Origin of the sequence: Bradyrhizobium cajani, assembly GCF_009759665.1 — a bacterium.
GTDB classification, from domain to species: Bacteria; Pseudomonadota; Alphaproteobacteria; order Rhizobiales; family Xanthobacteraceae; genus Bradyrhizobium; species Bradyrhizobium cajani.
Genome location: NZ_WQNE01000038.1, coordinates 1 through 16,312, shown reverse-complemented (window position 1 = coordinate 16,312; position 16,312 = coordinate 1). Strand labels below are relative to the sequence as shown.

At 65.5% G+C, this 16,312-nt stretch carries 16 protein-coding genes; all 16 read left to right on the top strand.

Annotated features, from left to right (window positions below):
• Nucleotides 1–31: 31 nt before the first annotated feature.
• The 16 genes from GPL20_RS32400 to chvE all read left to right on the top strand — a co-directional run bounded on the left by GPL20_RS32400 (nt 32) and on the right by chvE (nt 16,196).
• A complete protein-coding gene (locus tag GPL20_RS32400; protein ID WP_254126347.1) occupies nt 32–934 on the top strand; it encodes a branched-chain amino acid ABC transporter permease in 903 nt (300 codons plus the stop codon).
• Nucleotides 931–1,956 (top strand): branched-chain amino acid ABC transporter permease, encoded by a 1,026-nt coding sequence (locus tag GPL20_RS32395; protein ID WP_157335509.1) that lies wholly within the window; start codon nt 931–933, stop codon nt 1,954–1,956. Before GPL20_RS32400 ends, GPL20_RS32395 begins: the two co-directional genes overlap by 4 nt.
• Nucleotides 1,949–2,704 (top strand): ABC transporter ATP-binding protein, encoded by a 756-nt coding sequence (locus GPL20_RS32390; protein ID WP_157335507.1) that lies wholly within the window; start codon nt 1,949–1,951, stop codon nt 2,702–2,704. The genes GPL20_RS32395 and GPL20_RS32390 overlap by 8 nt, the downstream gene beginning before the upstream one ends.
• Nucleotides 2,701–3,414 (top strand): ABC transporter ATP-binding protein, encoded by a 714-nt coding sequence (locus tag GPL20_RS32385; protein ID WP_157335504.1) that lies wholly within the window; start codon nt 2,701–2,703, stop codon nt 3,412–3,414. Before GPL20_RS32390 ends, GPL20_RS32385 begins: the two co-directional genes overlap by 4 nt.
• Nucleotides 3,415–3,579: 165 nt before the next feature.
• Nucleotides 3,580–3,798: a hypothetical protein gene (locus GPL20_RS32380; protein WP_157335502.1), complete on the top strand. Its 219-nt coding sequence runs from the start codon at nt 3,580–3,582 to the stop codon at nt 3,796–3,798.
• A 111-nt stretch (nt 3,799–3,909) separates the two neighbouring features.
• Nucleotides 3,910–4,968, top strand: coding sequence for a YeiH family protein (locus tag GPL20_RS32375; protein ID WP_254126349.1), 1,059 nt, complete (start codon nt 3,910–3,912; stop codon nt 4,966–4,968).
• 113 nt (nt 4,969–5,081) lie between these two features.
• Complete coding sequence (locus GPL20_RS32370; protein WP_157335498.1) at nt 5,082–6,254, top strand: fumarylacetoacetate hydrolase family protein; 1,173 nt, start codon at nt 5,082–5,084, stop codon at nt 6,252–6,254.
• 548 nt (nt 6,255–6,802) lie between these two features.
• On the top strand, nt 6,803–7,768 hold the full coding sequence (ytfQ, locus tag GPL20_RS32360; RefSeq protein WP_157335494.1) for a galactofuranose ABC transporter, galactofuranose-binding protein YtfQ: 966 nt from the start codon (nt 6,803–6,805) through the stop codon (nt 7,766–7,768).
• 120 nt (nt 7,769–7,888) lie between these two features.
• Nucleotides 7,889–9,433 carry a sugar ABC transporter ATP-binding protein gene (locus GPL20_RS32355; protein WP_157335493.1) on the top strand — a complete coding sequence of 515 codons (1,545 nt, stop codon included), beginning with the start codon at nt 7,889–7,891 and terminating at the stop codon, nt 9,431–9,433.
• The gene (locus GPL20_RS32350; protein ID WP_157335491.1) at nt 9,430–10,422 is read left to right on the top strand and encodes an ABC transporter permease; all 993 of its coding nucleotides are present in this window, start codon (nt 9,430–9,432) and stop codon (nt 10,420–10,422) included. Before GPL20_RS32355 ends, GPL20_RS32350 begins: the two co-directional genes overlap by 4 nt.
• Entirely contained in the window at nt 10,419–11,399 is a 981-nt protein-coding gene (gene yjfF / locus GPL20_RS32345; protein WP_157335489.1) for a galactofuranose ABC transporter, permease protein YjfF, read from the top strand. Before GPL20_RS32350 ends, yjfF begins: the two co-directional genes overlap by 4 nt.
• A complete protein-coding gene (locus tag GPL20_RS32340) occupies nt 11,396–12,166 on the top strand; it encodes a FadR/GntR family transcriptional regulator (protein ID WP_157335487.1) in 771 nt (256 codons plus the stop codon). The genes yjfF and GPL20_RS32340 overlap by 4 nt, the downstream gene beginning before the upstream one ends.
• 2 nt (nt 12,167–12,168) lie before the next feature.
• The gene (locus GPL20_RS32335; protein ID WP_254126351.1) at nt 12,169–13,095 is read left to right on the top strand and encodes a Gfo/Idh/MocA family protein; all 927 of its coding nucleotides are present in this window, start codon (nt 12,169–12,171) and stop codon (nt 13,093–13,095) included.
• Nucleotides 13,096–13,097: 2 nt separating this feature from the next.
• Nucleotides 13,098–14,174, top strand: coding sequence for an aldose epimerase family protein (locus GPL20_RS32330; protein WP_157335485.1), 1,077 nt, complete (start codon nt 13,098–13,100; stop codon nt 14,172–14,174).
• Nucleotides 14,174–15,052, top strand: a complete 879-nt coding sequence (locus GPL20_RS32325) for an SMP-30/gluconolactonase/LRE family protein (protein WP_167533315.1) — start codon at nt 14,174–14,176, stop codon at nt 15,050–15,052. The genes GPL20_RS32330 and GPL20_RS32325 overlap by 1 nt, the downstream gene beginning before the upstream one ends.
• A 70-nt stretch (nt 15,053–15,122) precedes the next feature.
• A complete protein-coding gene (gene chvE, locus GPL20_RS32320) occupies nt 15,123–16,196 on the top strand; it encodes a multiple monosaccharide ABC transporter substrate-binding protein (RefSeq protein WP_157335481.1) in 1,074 nt (357 codons plus the stop codon).
• Nucleotides 16,197–16,312 lie beyond the last annotated feature (116 nt).

The window sequence follows — 16,312 nt, the reverse complement described above, 5'->3', positions numbered from 1 at the left end:
ACCTCAGGCGCACGACAATGAAAGTGCTTCCGTGGATCTCGACGCGCTCGCTGGCTGCCTCTCCAGCTCCGCCTGCCTGGTGACGCAGACCACCAGCGGCCTCATCATCGGCATGCTCCTGTTCTTGGTCGCGGTCGGGCTGACGCTGATCTTCGGCGTGCTCAAGGTCGTCAATTTCAGCCACGGCGCCTTCTACATGTTCGGCGCCTATTTCGCGATGACGTCCTATCAGCTCACCGGCAGTTTTGCGCTGGCGATGTTGGCGGGCGCGGCCGGCACCGCGATCCTCGGCCTGATCTTCGAGCGCGTCTTCATGAGCCGCGTCTATGGCGCCGACGTCTTGATGCAGCTCCTCGTCTGCTACGCCTTCGTGCTGATCTTCGACGATGTCGTGCGCATCATCTGGGGGCCGGAGTTCAAGTCGATGGGCATGCCGGCGGCGTTCCAGGTGATGCCGCTGTTCATCGCCGGCGGCGTGGTGCCGCCTTATTACCTGTTGCTGATCGGCGTCGCGCTCATCGCGGCCATCGTGCTCGGCATCGGCCTGTCGCGCAGCCGCATCGGCAAGGTGATCCGCGCCGCCGCGCATAATCCCGGCATGGTGTCGGCGCTCGGCATCAACACCGGCCTGATCTACGGCGGTGTGTTCGCGCTCGGCGGCATGCTGGCGGGACTTGCCGGCGCGCTCGCCGCACCCGTGCGGTCGCTGACGCCGGGGATGGGATTTTCGGTGCTGATCGAATCCTTCATCGTCACTGTCATCGGCGGCATGGGCTCTATCCTGGGCGCGCTGATCGGCGCGCTGCTGCTCGGCCTCATCAGGTCGTTCGGCTCGCTCGGCTTTCCCCTGTTCACGGAAGGGCTGATGTACCTGTTCATGGTGATCGTGCTGGTCTCCAAGCCCACCGGTCTGTTCGGCAAGGAGGCGGCATGACCGAGCTGGAGGCCGGACGCGCGCAAGCGCTGACGCCGGTGCGCGGCGGCGCGGCGCTTCATCGCTATCGCGACGTGCTGATCGCGCTGATTGCCTTCGCCGTGCTGGCGAGCCTGCCGCTCTTCACCGGCAGCAAGGCGCTGCTCGACTTCGTCATCCGCTGCTCGGCCTACGGCCTGTTCGCAACCTCGCTCAATCTGCTGGTCGGCTACACCGGTCTGACCTCGTTCGGCCACGGCATGTTCTTCGGCTTAGGGGCCTACAGTTTCGGCCTGATCATGCAGAAGCTCGGTGTGCCGATTCCCGTCGCTTTCGTCGCGACACTGGCGATCACGGCCATGGTTGCCGCGATCATCGGCGCGATCTGCGTGCGGCTGAAGGAGATCTATTTCGCCTTCGTCACGCTCGCCTTCCAGATGCTGATCCACTCGACGATCCTGTCCTGGGCCTCCTTCACCGGCGGCGACCAGGGCCTGCGTGGCGGCATTCCGAGGCCCGCGTTCCTCGGGATCGACCTTGCCAACCACGTCCATCTCTACATCGCGAGCTGTGCGCTGCTGATTCTCGGCCTGCTCGCGATGCGCCAGATCGCGCAGTCGCCGTTCGGCTACACGCTGCGGATGATCCGCGACAACGCCGCGCGCGCGAGCTTCCTCGGCATCGACGTCTGGCGCGCCAAGCTCACCGTCTTCGTGCTGGCGGCGCTGTTTGCTTCGATGGGTGGCATGGTGATGGCGCTGTTCGTCTCCGGCGCCTATCCGGAGTTCGCCTACTGGACGATCTCGGGCGAGGGCATCTTCATCAACATGCTCGGCGGCGTCTCGACCTTCCTCGGGCCGATGGTCGGCACCGTACTGCTGCTCTTGCTCAACGACACCGTCACACGCTTCACCGAGTATCACGGCATCGTGCTCGGCGTCGTCATCCTGTTCTTCGCGCTCGGCCTGCGCAAGGGCCTGCTCGATTTCGTCGCCGAATGGTTCGCCCGCCGGCGCGATGCAGGCGAGGGGCGCCATGCTTGAAATCCGCAACCTCGCAAAATCCTTCGGCGGCGTGAAGGCGACCAACGACGTCTCGCTCGATTTCGCCGACGGCTCGCTCACCGCGGTGATCGGGCCGAACGGCGCGGGCAAGAGCACCTTCTTCAACCTGATCACCGGTGCCCTGAGGCCGGATTCCGGCCAGGTGCTGCTGGACGGTGTCGATCTGGCCGGCCTCTCGCCGCCGGAGATCGTGCGCCATGGTATCGGCCGCGCCTTCCAGGTCGCCAGCATCTTCAGATCGCTCACGGTGCAGGAGACCATGCTTGCCGCAGTCAGCGCCGACCAGCGCTCGTCGGCCGTGCTGCACAAGCGCTTTCCGCTGGCAGAGACACGCGACCGCGCCGAGCACGTGATGGAGCTGTTGGGTCTCGCCGGCAAACGCAACCGCATCGCGGCGACGCTGTCGCACGGCGACCAGAAGCTGCTCGACATCGCGCTGGCGCTGGTGCTCGAACCGAAAGTGCTGCTGCTGGACGAGCCGACCGCCGGCATGGGCCCGGAGGAGCGCTGGCGCATGATCGACAAGGTGCGCGAGCTCTGGGAGACGCAAAAAATCACCGTGGTCTTCATCGAGCACGACATGGACATCGTGTTCAAGATCGCTCCCGAGATCGTCGTGCTCTGCTATGGCCGCATCCTCGCGACCGGCACGCCGGACGAGATCCGCAACAACTCTGCCGTGATCGACGCCTATCTCGGCACTGAACATGCGGGAGCTGCCGCATGAGCGGAGCCGTCATCGAAGTTGCCGATCTCGACGTCTATTACGGCACCAGCCAGATCCTGTTCGGCGTCGGCCTGTCGGTGCGGCAGGGTGAGACCATGGCGCTGCTCGGGCGCAATGGCGCGGGCAAATCGACGACGATGAAGGCGATCATGGGTCTGGCCCCACCGCGCCGGGGCAAGGTGAGCCTCCGCGGCGCTGTCATCTCCGGCCTCAAGCCGCATGCAATCGCGCGCGCCGGTCTCGGCTTCGTGCCGGAGGATCGCCAGATCTTTCCGGAGCACACCGTCGAGGACAACCTCGTCATCGGCAGGAAGCGCGGGCCGGAGGGTCAGGATGAATGGCCGATCAGGCGCATCTACGACGTCTTCCCGCTGCTGGAGCCGCTGCGCAACCGCATCGCCGGTCGCCTCTCGGGCGGCGAGCAGCAGATGCTCGCGATCGCGCGCACGCTGATGGGCAATCCCGCGCTGTTGCTGCTGGATGAGCCGAGCGAGGGCCTCGCGCCGATCATCGTGCAGCGGATCGGCGAACTGCTGCGGCAGCTCCGCCAGCTCGGATCGACCGTGCTGATCGCCGAGCAGAACATGCATTTCTGCCTTGGGCTGGCGAGCCACGCCACGATCATCGACAAGGGCCAGATCGTCTATGCCGCCGGCATCGACGAGCTGAAGGCCGACGACGCGATCCGGCGGCGGTATCTGGCCCTGTAGGCGGGGCGCCGGTGTCCAAATAGGCCGGAAGAAGAAAACCATTGTCCCGGGGGTGTCCAGCGAAAGGAGTTTCCCCTCGCGAAGACAAAAACGCCAATCGCTTCCATTGCCGTTTTGGGCCGAAACGACGACATTCCCATCAGAATTGATGGATTGGCCAGAGCCATGGAACGTACCGGATTTGAACCCTTCGGCGAGCAACTGGTGTCCGCCCCGGACACCCAGCCGCGGTCGCGTACGTCAAAGCTCCTGCTGCGGGCCGGTACCGGCCTGTTCTGGTCGCTGGTTGCGGGTATCGTGCTCGCCCGCGCCGCTTTCTTCGAGCCGGGCATCTATGACGGCTTCAGCCGCGTCGCCTCGCTCGCCAAAAGCCTGATCTTCTAAGCCCGTTTATTCCGGGCTGAGGATAGAACTTCCCTCGGCCCTGATATGTCGAAAACTTATTCCCCAACTCAACGACGCTGCGTATAAATCTTTCTCCTCTGGGAGAGATTGGTGTCGCAGAATCAAGCATCCAGCCCGGCCGAAGCCAAGCCGGCCACCGCCGCGGGCCGCATTGCGGCCCTGATTCCCGGCATCCTCCTCTGCATCGCCGTCGCCGGTGTTTCCGCCCTGCTCGAGCGGGCGGAGCTCGGCTTTTTCGAGCATCCCTATGTCGAGGCGCTGGTGATGGCGATCCTGCTCGGCATGGCGCTCCGCAGCTTTTGGAAGCCCGCGCCGCGCTGGCAGGCCGGCATCGCCTTCAGCGCAAAACAGCTCCTCGAAGTCGCGGTCATGCTGCTGGGCGCCTCGATCAGCTTCGCCGCCATCGCGGCCTCGGGCATCGCGCTGCTCGCGTCGATCGCGGCGGTCGTCGTGATCGCGCTCTGCGTCTCCTTCGGTCTCAGCCGGATGCTCGGGCTGTCGACGCGATTGTCGATCCTGATCGCGTGCGGCAACTCGATCTGCGGCAATTCGGCGATCGCGGCTGTCGCGCCGATCATCGGCGCCAGCAATGACGAGATCGCATCCTCGATCTCGTTTACCGCAATCCTCGGCGTGATGATGGTGCTGGGCCTGCCGCTGCTGATTCCGCTGTTGCAACTGACAGCCACGCAATACGGCATTCTCGCGGGCCTGACGGTCTACGCTGTGCCCCAGGTGCTTGCGGCAACGGTTCCGGCCGGACTCGTCTCCACGCAGATCGGCACGCTGGTCAAGCTGATGCGTGTGCTGATGCTCGGTCCCGTCGTCGTCGGCCTCTCGCTGGTCGCCTCGCGCTGGCAGAGCGGCGCCAAGAAGGCCAATGTCGGCTTCTTCCGCCTGGTGCCGTGGTTCATCCTCGGGTTCCTCGCACTCGCGACCTTGCGTTCGCTCGAAATCGTGCCGCCCACGGTGGTGGGGCCGGTGACAAAGATCACGGGCTTTCTCACGGTGGTATCGATGGCCGCACTCGGACTCGGCGTCGACGTGCGCGTGCTCGCCAATGTCGGCGGCCGCGTGACGGCAGCCGTGACGTTGTCGCTGATGCTGCTGCTCGGGATCAGCATCGCGCTGGTGCACTGGTTCAAGTGAGGGCGGGGCTCTCGGCCCTGCTCTGGACTTCCCCTGCCAGACGTTTATTGGTCTTCGCCAATGCGATCGGGCGCTGCGAACGCGGCTGATCCGAAAAGAGCGAGGACGCGGCCATGACGACATTGACTGTGAAAGACCTTCTTCCCGAGGACGGAACGCGGGGGACGCTGGTGGGCCGCGTCTGGCTGCCGCAGGTGAATGGTCCGGCCGTGGTCGCCGTGCGCGGCGACGGCGTGTTCGATGTCACAGCGACATTCCAGACCATCAGCGCGCTCTGCGAGGAGGACAATCCCGCCAAGGCGCTCGCCGCAACCGGGGGCGAGCGCATCGGCGATCTCGACGCGATCGTCGCCAACACGCCGCCGGACCAGCGCGATCGGACCAAGCCCTGGCTGCTCGCGCCCGTTGATCTCCAGACTCTGAAAGCCGCCGGCGTCACCTTCGCCATCTCGATGCTGGAGCGCGTCATCGAGGAGCGGGCCAAGGGCAATCCGGCCTCGGCCGAAGCGATCCGCAAGGAAGTGACGCGGCTGATTGGTGACGATCTGTCGAAGCTCAAGCCGGGCTCGGACCAGGCGATGCACCTGAAGCAGGTGCTGATCGATCAGAACGCCTGGAGCCAGTATCTCGAGGTCGGCATCGGCCCCGATGCCGAGGTCTTCACCAAGGCGCCGACCTTGTCTTCGGTCGGTACCGGCATGGATGCGGGCCTGCATCCGAAGTCGACCTGGAACAACCCTGAGCCGGAGCTCGTGCTGTTCGTCTCGAGTCGCGGCAAGATCGTCGGCGGCGCGCTCGGCAACGACGTCAATCTGCGCGACTTCGAGGGCCGCTCGGCGCTCTTGCTGTCGAAGGCCAAGGACAACAACGCCTCCTGCGCGATCGGGCCGCTGCTGCGCCTGTTCGACGACAGTTTCACGCTCGACGATGCGCGCAAGCTGGACATCAGCCTCAACGTCAAGGGCTCGGACGGTTTCGTCCTCAACGGCCATTCCTCGATCAGCAAGATCAGCCGCGATCCGACCGATCTCGTCGCGCAGACGATCGGGAAGGTGCATCAATATCCCGACGGCTTCGTGCTGTTCCTCGGCACGATGTTCGCGCCAGTCGAGGATCGCGATGCGCCGGGGCAGGGGTTCACGCACAAGCGCGACGACATCGTCACGATCGCAGCGCCCCAACTCGGCAAGCTCGTCAATCGCATGCGCACCAGCGACGAGTGCGAGTCCTGGACCTTCGGCATCGGCGCGCTAATGAAGAACCTGGCGCAGCGGAAGCTGATCTAGCTCGCTGTCCTTCGCCTCTCCCCGCTTGCGGGGAGAGGCCGACACGCGAAGCGTGGCGGGTGAGGGGGAGTCTCCGCGAGTCGATCTGGTCGATATCCGCAGAACTCTGTCTACATCGTCATTGCGAGCGCAGCGAAGCAATCCAGAGTCCCTTCGCGAAAAGATTCTGGATTGCTTCGCTGCGCTCGCAATGACGCGGAGGAGAGGTTGCGGGTTCGTCTTTCACCGTTTTCGTGGGGAGAGCCCCTCACCCCAACCCTCTCCCCGTAAGAACGGGGCGAGGGAGCGCACCGTCGCTGTCGCATCAGCCCGCATAGTCTTCCTTCATCTCCGCGTTGCATCCGAGGAACAAATTCGCGCTTGGCGTGTCATCCGTGCATCCAGCCGCACGCCCACATTAATCTTTCAAATAGTCAAATAATATGACTAGTCGGAACCAAACTTCCGTGAAATAGTCCCTCCCGCCGCCCTGAAGGCCGGCCTGCGGGTGTCATGCTACCGATCGGCGCCCGAGATAACACAAGATCACTTCTTGGGAGACACGCCTGATGATCCTCAAAGCCCTCTTTGCGGCCAGCGCCACGGCCGCGTTGCTGCTCGCGCTCCCGGCGAATGCCGCCGAACTCACCATTGGCTTCTCGCAGATCGGATCGGAATCCGGCTGGCGCGCCGCCGAGACTTCGGTCTCCAAGCAGGAGGCTGCCAAGCGCAAGGTCAATCTCAAGATCGCCGATGCGCAGCAGAAGCAGGAGAACCAGATCAAGGCGATCCGCTCCTTCATCGCGCAGAATGTCGATGCGATCTTCCTCGCGCCTGTCGTCTCGACCGGCTGGGATTCGGTGCTGAAGGAAGCCAAGGAAGCCAAGATCCCGGTCGTGCTGCTCGACCGCGACATCGATCCCTCCGGCAAGGATCTCTATCTCACCGCCGTGACCTCCGACAGCGTGCATGAAGGCGCCGTCGCCGGCGACTGGCTGGCCAAGACCGTCGCGGAGAAGGCCTGCAACATCGTCGAATTGCAGGGCACGGTCGGCGCGAGCGTCGCCGCCAACCGCAAGAAGGGTTTCGACACTGCCATCGCCAAGCATCCGAACCTGAAGGTGGTCCGCAGCCAGACCGGCGACTTCACCCGTGCCAAGGGCAAGGAGGTGATGGAAAGCTTCATCAAGGCCGAAGGTGGTGGCAAGTCGATCTGCGCGGTCTACGCGCACAATGACGACATGATGGTCGGTGCCATCCAGGCGATGAAGGAAGCCGGTCTCAAGCCCGGCAAGGACATCCTCACCGTCTCGATCGACGCGGTCCCCGATATCTTCAAGGCGATGGCTGCCGGCGAAGCCAATGCGACCGTCGAACTGACGCCGAACATGGCGGGCCCGGCGCTCGATGCCATCGCGGCGTTCAAGGAGAAGGGCACGGTGCCGCCGAAGTGGATCCAGACCGAGTCCAAGCTCTATACCGCCGCCGACGATCCGCAGAAGATCTACGACAGCAAGAAGGGCCTCGGTTACTGAGGCGGGCGCCCCGCCGGGTTGCCCCTTGCGGCCCGGCGGTCCCCCTTCGAAACCGCTGCGCAAAATCGATAGGCTGGGTGCCCGCATTACAAGCGGGCGCCGGTGGGAGTGAACGTCGCGATGGAAAACAGCCTCGATCCTGCTTCGACGCTTCTGGAGGTGCGCGGGATCAGCAAGAGCTTTGGCGCGGTGCGCGCGTTGCAGGAGGTCGACTTCACGCTCCGTGCGGGCGAAATCCACGCGCTGCTCGGCGAGAACGGCGCCGGCAAGTCCACGCTGATCAAGGTGGTCACCGGCGTGTTCCCGCGCGATGCCGGCACTGTCCGGCTTGGTGGTGAAGAGGTTGCGCCGCGTTCGGCCAAGGCGGCGCTTCAGGCCGGCATCGCCACCGTTTATCAGGAGGTCAATCTGCTGCCGAACCTCTCGGTGGCGCAGAATCTTTTCCTCGACCGCCAGCCGATGCGTTTCGGCATCGTCCGCGAAGGCGCGATGCGACGTCGCGCCAAAGCCCTGCTCGCGGACTTCGGCCTCGATATCGACGTCGCCGCGCCGCTCGGCAGCTATTCGGTCGCCGTGCAACACGTCACCGCGATTGCGCGGGCCGTCGATCTCTCTGCGCGGGTGCTGATCCTGGACGAGCCGACCGCGAGTCTCGACCGCCACGAGGTCGAGGTTCTGTTCGGCATCATGCGCCAGCTCGCGAAACGCGGCATCGGCATCGTCTTCGTCAGCCATTTCCTCGACCAGGTCTACGAGATCTCCGACCGCATTACCGTTTTGCGCAACGGCCGCCTGGTCGGTGAACGCGAGACGGCTTCGCTGTCGCGTCTCGAACTGATCCGGATGATGCTCGGCCGCGAGTTGGCCGAGACCACCAGCGCGCGGGCTTCTGCCACCGAGCACAAGGCGCGCGAGATCTGCGCGAGCTTCGAGGGTTACGGCAAGGCCGGCTATGTCGCGCCGTTCAATCTCGAACTGCGCCATGGCGAGGTCGTCGGGCTTGCCGGCCTGCTCGGTTCGGGCCGGACCGAGACGGCGCGGCTGGTGTTCGGCGCCGAACGCGCCGATCGCGGGCAGGCGAGGGTGGAGGGCGCATCCGTGCGGCTCCAGTCGCCGCGCGACGGTGTCCGCCACGGTTTTGGCTATTGCCCGGAGGAGCGCAAGACCGACGGCATCGTCGCCGAGCTCAGCGTGCGTGAGAACATCGTTCTCGCCCTCCAGGCCAAGCGCGGCCTGCATCGCCCGCTGTCGCGCCGCGAGCAGGACGAGATCGCCCGCCGTTACGTCAAGATGCTCGACATCCGCCCGTCCGATCCGGAACGTCCAGTGGGCCTGCTGTCCGGCGGCAATCAGCAGAAAGTGCTGCTGGCGCGCTGGCTCGCGACCTCGCCGCGCCTCCTGGTGCTGGACGAGCCGACCCGCGGCATCGATGTCGGCGCGCATGCCGAGATCATCCGCCTGATCCGCGAGCTCTGCGATGACGGGCTGGCGCTTTTGGTGATCTCCTCCGAGCTCGATGAGATCGTGACGTATTCGGACCGCGTTGTGGTGCTGCGCGACCGCGCTCATGTCGAAGAGCTCGCCGGCGAAGCGATCGACGTCGGCAATATTCTCGCGGCGATCGCCGCCGATGGCGTCAGCCTTGCGCGTGAGGGCCGGGCATGACAGCGCTGTTGCCGCGCCGCGGCCTTGCCCAGATCCTCGCGCTGATCGTCATCCTGGCAGTCGATCGCATCGTATCGCCCCAATTCTTCGACCTGCGCCTCCAGGACGGCCGGCTGTTCGGCAGCCTGATCGACGTGCTCAACCGCGGCACGCCGGTGGCGCTGCTGTCGCTCGGCATGGTGCTGGTGATTGCGACGCGCGGCATCGACCTGTCGGTTGGCGCGGTGATGGCGATCTCCGGCGCCATCGCGGCGAGCCTCGCCGACAGCCACGGCCTGCCGGTGGTGCTTGCGGCCGCGCTTGGCACGGGCCTCGTCTGCGGATTGTGGAACGGGTTTCTCGTCGCCGTGCTCGGCATGCAGCCGATCGTGGCCACATTGATCCTGATGGTTGCCGGCCGCGGCATCGCCCAGCTGATCACCGAAGGGCGCATCGTGACCTTCTCTTCGCCCGACCTGATCTGGCTCGGCAATGGCGCGGTGCTCGGCCTGCCGGTGCCGGTCGCGATCGCGCTCGGCATGTTGATCCTCACCGGCGCGGTGGTGAGGGGTTCGGCGCTGGGGCTTCTGATCGAGGCGACCGGCGGCAATGCGCGGGCGAGCGAGCTTGCCGGCGTCGGCACCCGTGCCATGATCCTGGCGGTTTATGTCTGGTGCGGCGTCTGCGCCGCGCTCGCGGGCGTGATCGCAGCCGCCGATATCATGGGAGCAGATGCCAACAATGCCGGTCTCTGGCTCGAGCTCGATGCCATTCTTGCCGTGGTGATCGGCGGCACTTCGCTGTTCGGTGGCCGCTTCAGCCTCGTTCTGGCCGTACTTGGCGCGCTCATCATCCAGACCATGAACACAGGAATCCTGCTATCCGGCTATCCGCCGGAGTTCAACCTGCTGGTCAAGGCGGTGGTAGTGCTCGCCGTCCTGTTGCTGCAATCGCCGAAACTGTCCGGCATGGCGGGAATCGCCGCCCGGCTGCGGAGGACGAAAGCATGAAAGGCCTGCCGCCAGCCCTCATCACCGCGCTCGTGCTGGTCGCCGGCTTTGCGCTCTGCGCGATGCAGTTCCCCAACATCGCCTCGACGCGCGTGGTCGGCAACCTCCTCACCGACAATGCCTTCCTCGGCATCGTCGCGACCGGCATGACCTTCGTCATCATCTCCGGCGGCATCGACCTCTCGGTCGGCTCGGTGATCGGCTTCACGACCGTCTTCGTTGCGCTGGCGATCGAGCGCTGGGGCGTGCCGCCGCTGGTCGCGTTCGTTGCCGTTCTCGCGCTTTCGGCGGCGTTCGGGGCGGCGATGGGCGCGGTCATCCATGTCTTCGATCTGCCGCCCTTCATCGTCACGCTCGCCGGCATGTTCCTCGCCCGCGGCGCGAGCTTCCTGCTCTCGACGGAGTCGGTGCCGATCACCGCGCCGGTCTATTCCACGGTGTCGGACTTCGCGCTGCGGATGCCCGGCGGCGGGCGGCTGACGGCGGTCGCGATCATCATGCTCGTCATCGTGATCGGCGGCGCACTGCTCCTGCATCTCACCCGGTTCGGCGCCAACGTCTATGCGCTCGGCGGCAGCCGGGCGACGGCAAGCCTGATGGGCGTCGCCGTCGGCAAGATGACGGTGAAGATCTACATGCTGTCGAGCCTGCTGGCAGGCATCGCCGGCATCGTGTTCTCCTTCTACACCAGCGCCGGCTACTCGCTCTCCGCCGTCGGCGTCGAGCTCGACACCATTGCGGCCGTCGTGATCGGCGGTACACTGCTCACGGGCGGGCAGGGCTCGGTGATCGGCACCTTCCTTGGCGTGCTGATCCAGGGTCTGATCCAGACCTACATCAATTTCGACGGCACGCTGTCGAGCTGGTGGACCAAGATCGCGACCGGCGTATTGCTGTTCGCCTTCATCGCCTTGCAGCAGGGGCTGGTTGCGCTCGCGCGCCGGCCGGTGAGGAAGAGTGCAGGAGCAACCTCATGACCTCGCGCATCGTCGTCATCCCGACGCGGCGGGCCCATTCCAATCATGCGGAAGTGGCCCGTTCGATCGGTGTCGACATCATCGCCGGCCGCTACGCGGAAGGGACGCGACTGCCCGGTGATGCCGAGATGATCGCGATGTTCGGCGTGTCGCGACCGGTGCTGCGGGAAAGCGTGAAGACGCTGGTTGCCAAGGGGCTGCTCACCACCAAGGCGCGGGTCGGCACCGTCGTGCGCGAGCGCGCAGCCTGGAACATGTTCGATGCCGACGTGCTGGCCTGGCATCTGGACGCCGGCATCGACAAACGTTTCCTCAACGATCTCGCCGAGATCCGTCTGGCCGTGGAGCCGCGCGCGGCCGTCCTCGCCGCGGCGCAACGGTCCGAAGAGGACATTGCCGAACTCCGCCGCTGCATGGATCGCATGCGGCTTGAAGCGTCCGACTCCGTCGGCTTTGCCGACGCCGACCTCGCGCTCCATGTCGGGGTGGCGCGGGCCTCCGGCAACCTGTTCATGCGCTCGATCGGGCATGTCATCGAGGCTGCGTTGCGCGCCTCGTTCCTGCTCAGCGCCCCGGTGGAGGCGGAGGATCGCGATACCGTGCTGCTCTGGCATCAGAAGATCGTCGATGCCATCGCGGCGGGCGATGCCGATGCCGCCTCGGAGGCGATGGTCTTTGTCATTCACAACGGCATGCACCGCCACGAGGGCACGGTGATCGAGACCGCCCCGGTGGACCCGCTGCCAACCGTAGATACTGGAGAGTGAGCGTGACTGAGCTTCGCATCGCCATCGTCGGCTTCGGCAAGATCGCACGCGACCAGCATGTCGGCGCGATCGCCGCGACAACGGGCGCGACGCTGGCGGCTGTCGCCAGCCGCAACGCCTCGCTGCCGGGACTGCCGCATTTCGCCACCATCGAGGAATTGCTGGAGAAGGGCCCGCCGATCGACGCCGTGTCGCTCTGCACGCCGCCCCAGGTGCGCCGCGCGCAGGCCGCCGCGGCGCTCGCCGCCGGCAAGCATGTCATGCTGGAGAAGCCGCCGGGCACCGGCGTCGCCGAGCTCGATCCGCTGATCGCGATGGCGGCGGATGCGAAGCGGACGCTGTTTGCGACCTGGCATTCGCGCTACGCGCCGGCAGTCGAGCCGGCGCGGCAATGGCTTGCCGAACGCCGCATCGCGTCCGTGCACATCAGCTGGAAGGAAGACGTCCGCGTCTGGCATCCCGGGCAGGGCTGGATCTGGGAGCCGGGCGGCCTCGGCGTGTTCGATCCCGGCATCAACGCGCTGTCGATCCTGACCCGCATCCTGCCGCAACCCGTGTTCGTCACCGCGGCCGAGCTGGCCTTTCCCGCCAATTGCCAGGCGCCGATCGCCGCGAACCTGACGCTGACCGACATTCGCGGCCTGCCCGTCAGCGCCGAGTTCGATTTCCGCCAGACGGGACCCCAGAGCTGGGATATCGTGGTGGAAACAGACCAGGGTCGGATGACCCTATCGAACGGGGGAGCGCGCATGGCGGTTGACGGCAAGGTGCTTGCCGAGGCGCCCGACGAGGAATATCGCGGGCTCTACCGGCGCTTCGTCGCGCTCGCCGCGACCGGCGCGAGCGACGTCGATCTGACGCCGCTTAGTCTCGTCGCCGATGCCTTCCTGCTTGGCAGGCGCACGATCGTCGAACCATTCGTGGACTGACCATGGCGGGCTCAAGACTAACGAGAGATGTCTTCGGAACGCTGCCGGATGGTCGCGCGGTCGAGCGCATCGTGCTGCGCGGGGAGGGCGGCTTCGAAGCGCGCATCATCAGCCATGGCGCGGTGCTGCAGGCGCTGATCGCACCGGACGCCAAGGGCGGCCACGACGACGTCGTGCTCGGCCATGATGCCTTCGCCGGCTATCTCGCCGAACGAAAGTTCTTCGGCGCCACCGTCGGCCGCTACGCCAATCGCATCGCCAAGGGACAGTTCTCGCTCGGCGGCGAAACGGTGCAGCTTCCCGTCAACAACGGCCCCAATGCGCTGCACGGCGGCCTCGATGGATTCGACCGCAAGCTGTGGGAGATTGCGGAGATCGATGAGGGCGCCGATCCAGCGGTGACGCTCACCTATGTCAGCCCGCATGGCGAAGAAAACTATCCCGGCCGGCTCGCCGTACGCCTGACCTATCGCATCACGGGTCCGACCGAGCTGTCGCTCACCATGGAGGCGCGCACGGACCGGCCGACCATCGTCAATCTCACCAATCACAGCTTCTTCAATCTGGAAGGGGCAACGTCGGGCACGCCCGTTCTCGACCACAAGCTCACGGTCGCTGCCGAACATTTCCTCGCGATCGATCCGACCGCCATTCCGCTGCCGGAGCCGCCGCGCAGCGTTGCCGGCACGCCGTTTGACTTCCGTAAGTCGCGGCCGGTGGGGGAGCGTATCCGTGAAAACGATCAGCAATTGCGCAACGGCAGGGGCTACGATCACACCTACTGTCTCGGGCGCGAGGGCAAGCTTGCTCTTGCGGCCCGGCTGGAAGCGCCGCGCTCGGGGCGGATCATGGAGCTGCTCACCGATCAGCCCGGCCTTCAGGTCTATTCCGGCAACTATCTCGACGGCACGATTTCGGGGAAGGGTGGCAAGCTCATCCGGCAATCGGATGCGATGTGCCTGGAGCCGCACATCTGGCCTGATGCGCCGAACCGGCCGGATTTCCCGAGCCCTCGGCTTGCGCCCGGCGAGGTCTATCGCCATCACACGGTCTATCGCTTTTCGGTGAGGACGCCATGATGGAAACGGTGCCGACCTCCGTTCTCTCGGACCACCCTTGCCATCTCGGTGAGGGGCCGACCTATGACGTGGCCACCGACACCGCCTGGTGGTTCGACATCCGCGAAGGGCTGCTGTTCGAGGCGCGTCTCGGCAGCGGCAGCATCAGCACCCACGCGCTTGGCCGGATGGCGAGCGCGCTCGGGCGCATCGATGCCGACCGGCAGTTGATCGTCGCGGAGGACGGTCTCTACGTTCGCGCGCTCGCCGACGGCGCCATGACGCTGCTCTGTCCGCTCGAAGCCGACAATCCCGCCACGCGTTCCAACGACGCGCGCGTGCATCAGTCCGGCACGTTCTGGATCGGCACCATGGGACGCAAGGCCGAGGCTGGGGCCGGCGCGATCTATGCGTTCCATCGCGGCAAGATCTCGCTGCTGTTCCCCCGCATCAGTATTCCCAACTCGATCTGTTTCTCGCCGGACGGCGGCATTGGCTACTTCGCCGACACCGCGCGCGCGGTGCTCTACGCCGTTCCGCTCAATCCCGCGACCGGTTTGCCGCGCGGCGAGCCCGAAGTGCTGCTGCGCCACACCGGCATCGGCGGCCTCGACGGCTCGGTGTGCGACGCCGAAGGGCTGATCTGGAACGCGTGCTGGGGCGCGAGCCGCATCGATGTCTACTCTCCGCAAGGCGAGCGCCTGCGCTCATTGAGCGCGCCGGCAAAGCAGACGAGTTGTCCCGCGTTCGTCGGTTCCGATCTGTCGCGCCTTCTCGTCACCTCCGCCTGGCAGGACATGGACGATGCGGCGCGCGCCGCCGATCCGCAAGGAGGCTGCACCTTTCTGTTGGAGGCATCCGCGCGCGGTCGCGCGGCGCCCGACGTCAAGCTCGCATAGGAGGTCCCGAAGCAATCGATCTAGTCCTCGACGAAACGAAGAACTGTCTGACACCCAAAGGGAGTGAAACATGCTGAAACTGAAGACGACATTTCTCGCGCTGGCGCTGGCCGGTGCTGCGACGATGGCCACAGGCGTCACCGTGTCCGCCCAGGACAAGGCGACCGTCGGCATCGCGATGCCGACCAAATCCTCGGCGCGCTGGATCGACGACGGCAACAACATGGTCAAGGTGCTGAAGGAGCGCGGCTACAACACCGACCTGCAATATGCCGAGGACGACATCCCGAACCAGCTCTCGCAGGTCGAGAACATGGTGACCAAGGGCGCGAAGGCGCTGGTGATCGCCGCGATCGACGGCACCACGCTGTCCGACGTGCTCAAGCAGGCCAAGGCCAAGGGCATCACCGTGATCGCCTATGACCGCCTGATCCGCGGCACGCCGAATGTCGACTATTACGCGACCTTCGACAATTTCCAGGTCGGCGTGCTCCAGGCCGAGTCGATCGTGAAGGGCCTCGGCCTCAAGGAAGGCAAGGGCCCCTTCAACATCGAGCTGTTCGGCGGCTCGCCCGACGACAACAACGCCTACTTCTTCTACAACGGCGCCATGAGCGTGCTGAAGCCCTACATCGACAGCGGCAAGCTCGTCGTCGCCTCGGGCCAGATGGGCATGGACAAGGTCGCGACCTTGCGCTGGGACGGCGCCACCGCGCAGGCCCGCATGGACAATCTGCTCAGCGCCTACTACGGCAACAAGAAGGTCAACGCCGTGCTGTCGCCCTATGACGGCCTGTCGATCGGCATCATCTCCTCGCTGAAGGGCGTCGGCTATGGCAGCGCCGACCAGCCGATGCCGATCATCTCGGGCCAGGACGCCGAGGTCCCGTCGATCAAGGCGATGCTGCGCGGCGACCAGTATTCGACCATCTTCAAGGACACCCGCGACCTCGCCAAGGTCACGGCCGACATGGTCGACGCGGCGCTGGCCGGCAAGCAGGTCGCCGTCAACGACACCAAGACCTACGAGAACGGCGTCAAGACGGTGCCGTCCTACCTGCTCAAGCCGGTGGTGGTCTACAAGGACAATTGGGAGAAGGTTCTGGTTGACAGCGGCTACTACAAGAAGGCGCAATTCCAGTAAGCTCTCTTTTCCCTCTCCCCGCTTGCGGGGAGAGGGTTAGGGTGAGGGGGAGCCTCCGCAAGGGAGGTGGCAGTGGGACTCGCGGAGGCTCCCCCCCCCCCCCAATCCACCCCGCT

Bases quoted from the DNA above. Each gene is read 5' to 3' on its own strand.
- GPL20_RS32395 (WP_157335509.1), top strand. From the start codon at position 931: ATGACCGAGCTGGAGGCCGGACGCGCGCAAGCGCTGACGCCGGTGCGC.
- GPL20_RS32390 (WP_157335507.1), top strand. From the start codon at position 1,949: ATGCTTGAAATCCGCAACCTCGCAAAATCCTTCGGCGGCGTGAAGGCG.
- GPL20_RS32385 (WP_157335504.1), top strand. From the start codon at position 2,701: ATGAGCGGAGCCGTCATCGAAGTTGCCGATCTCGACGTCTATTACGGC.
- GPL20_RS32380 (WP_157335502.1), top strand. From the start codon at position 3,580: ATGGAACGTACCGGATTTGAACCCTTCGGCGAGCAACTGGTGTCCGCC.
- GPL20_RS32370 (WP_157335498.1), top strand. From the start codon at position 5,082: ATGACGACATTGACTGTGAAAGACCTTCTTCCCGAGGACGGAACGCGG.
- ytfQ (WP_157335494.1), top strand. From the start codon at position 6,803: ATGATCCTCAAAGCCCTCTTTGCGGCCAGCGCCACGGCCGCGTTGCTG.
- GPL20_RS32355 (WP_157335493.1), top strand. From the start codon at position 7,889: ATGGAAAACAGCCTCGATCCTGCTTCGACGCTTCTGGAGGTGCGCGGG.
- GPL20_RS32350 (WP_157335491.1), top strand. From the start codon at position 9,430: ATGACAGCGCTGTTGCCGCGCCGCGGCCTTGCCCAGATCCTCGCGCTG.
- yjfF (WP_157335489.1), top strand. From the start codon at position 10,419: ATGAAAGGCCTGCCGCCAGCCCTCATCACCGCGCTCGTGCTGGTCGCC.
- GPL20_RS32340 (WP_157335487.1), top strand. From the start codon at position 11,396: ATGACCTCGCGCATCGTCGTCATCCCGACGCGGCGGGCCCATTCCAAT.
- GPL20_RS32330 (WP_157335485.1), top strand. From the start codon at position 13,098: ATGGCGGGCTCAAGACTAACGAGAGATGTCTTCGGAACGCTGCCGGAT.
- GPL20_RS32325 (WP_167533315.1), top strand. From the start codon at position 14,174: ATGGAAACGGTGCCGACCTCCGTTCTCTCGGACCACCCTTGCCATCTC.
- chvE (WP_157335481.1), top strand. From the start codon at position 15,123: ATGCTGAAACTGAAGACGACATTTCTCGCGCTGGCGCTGGCCGGTGCT.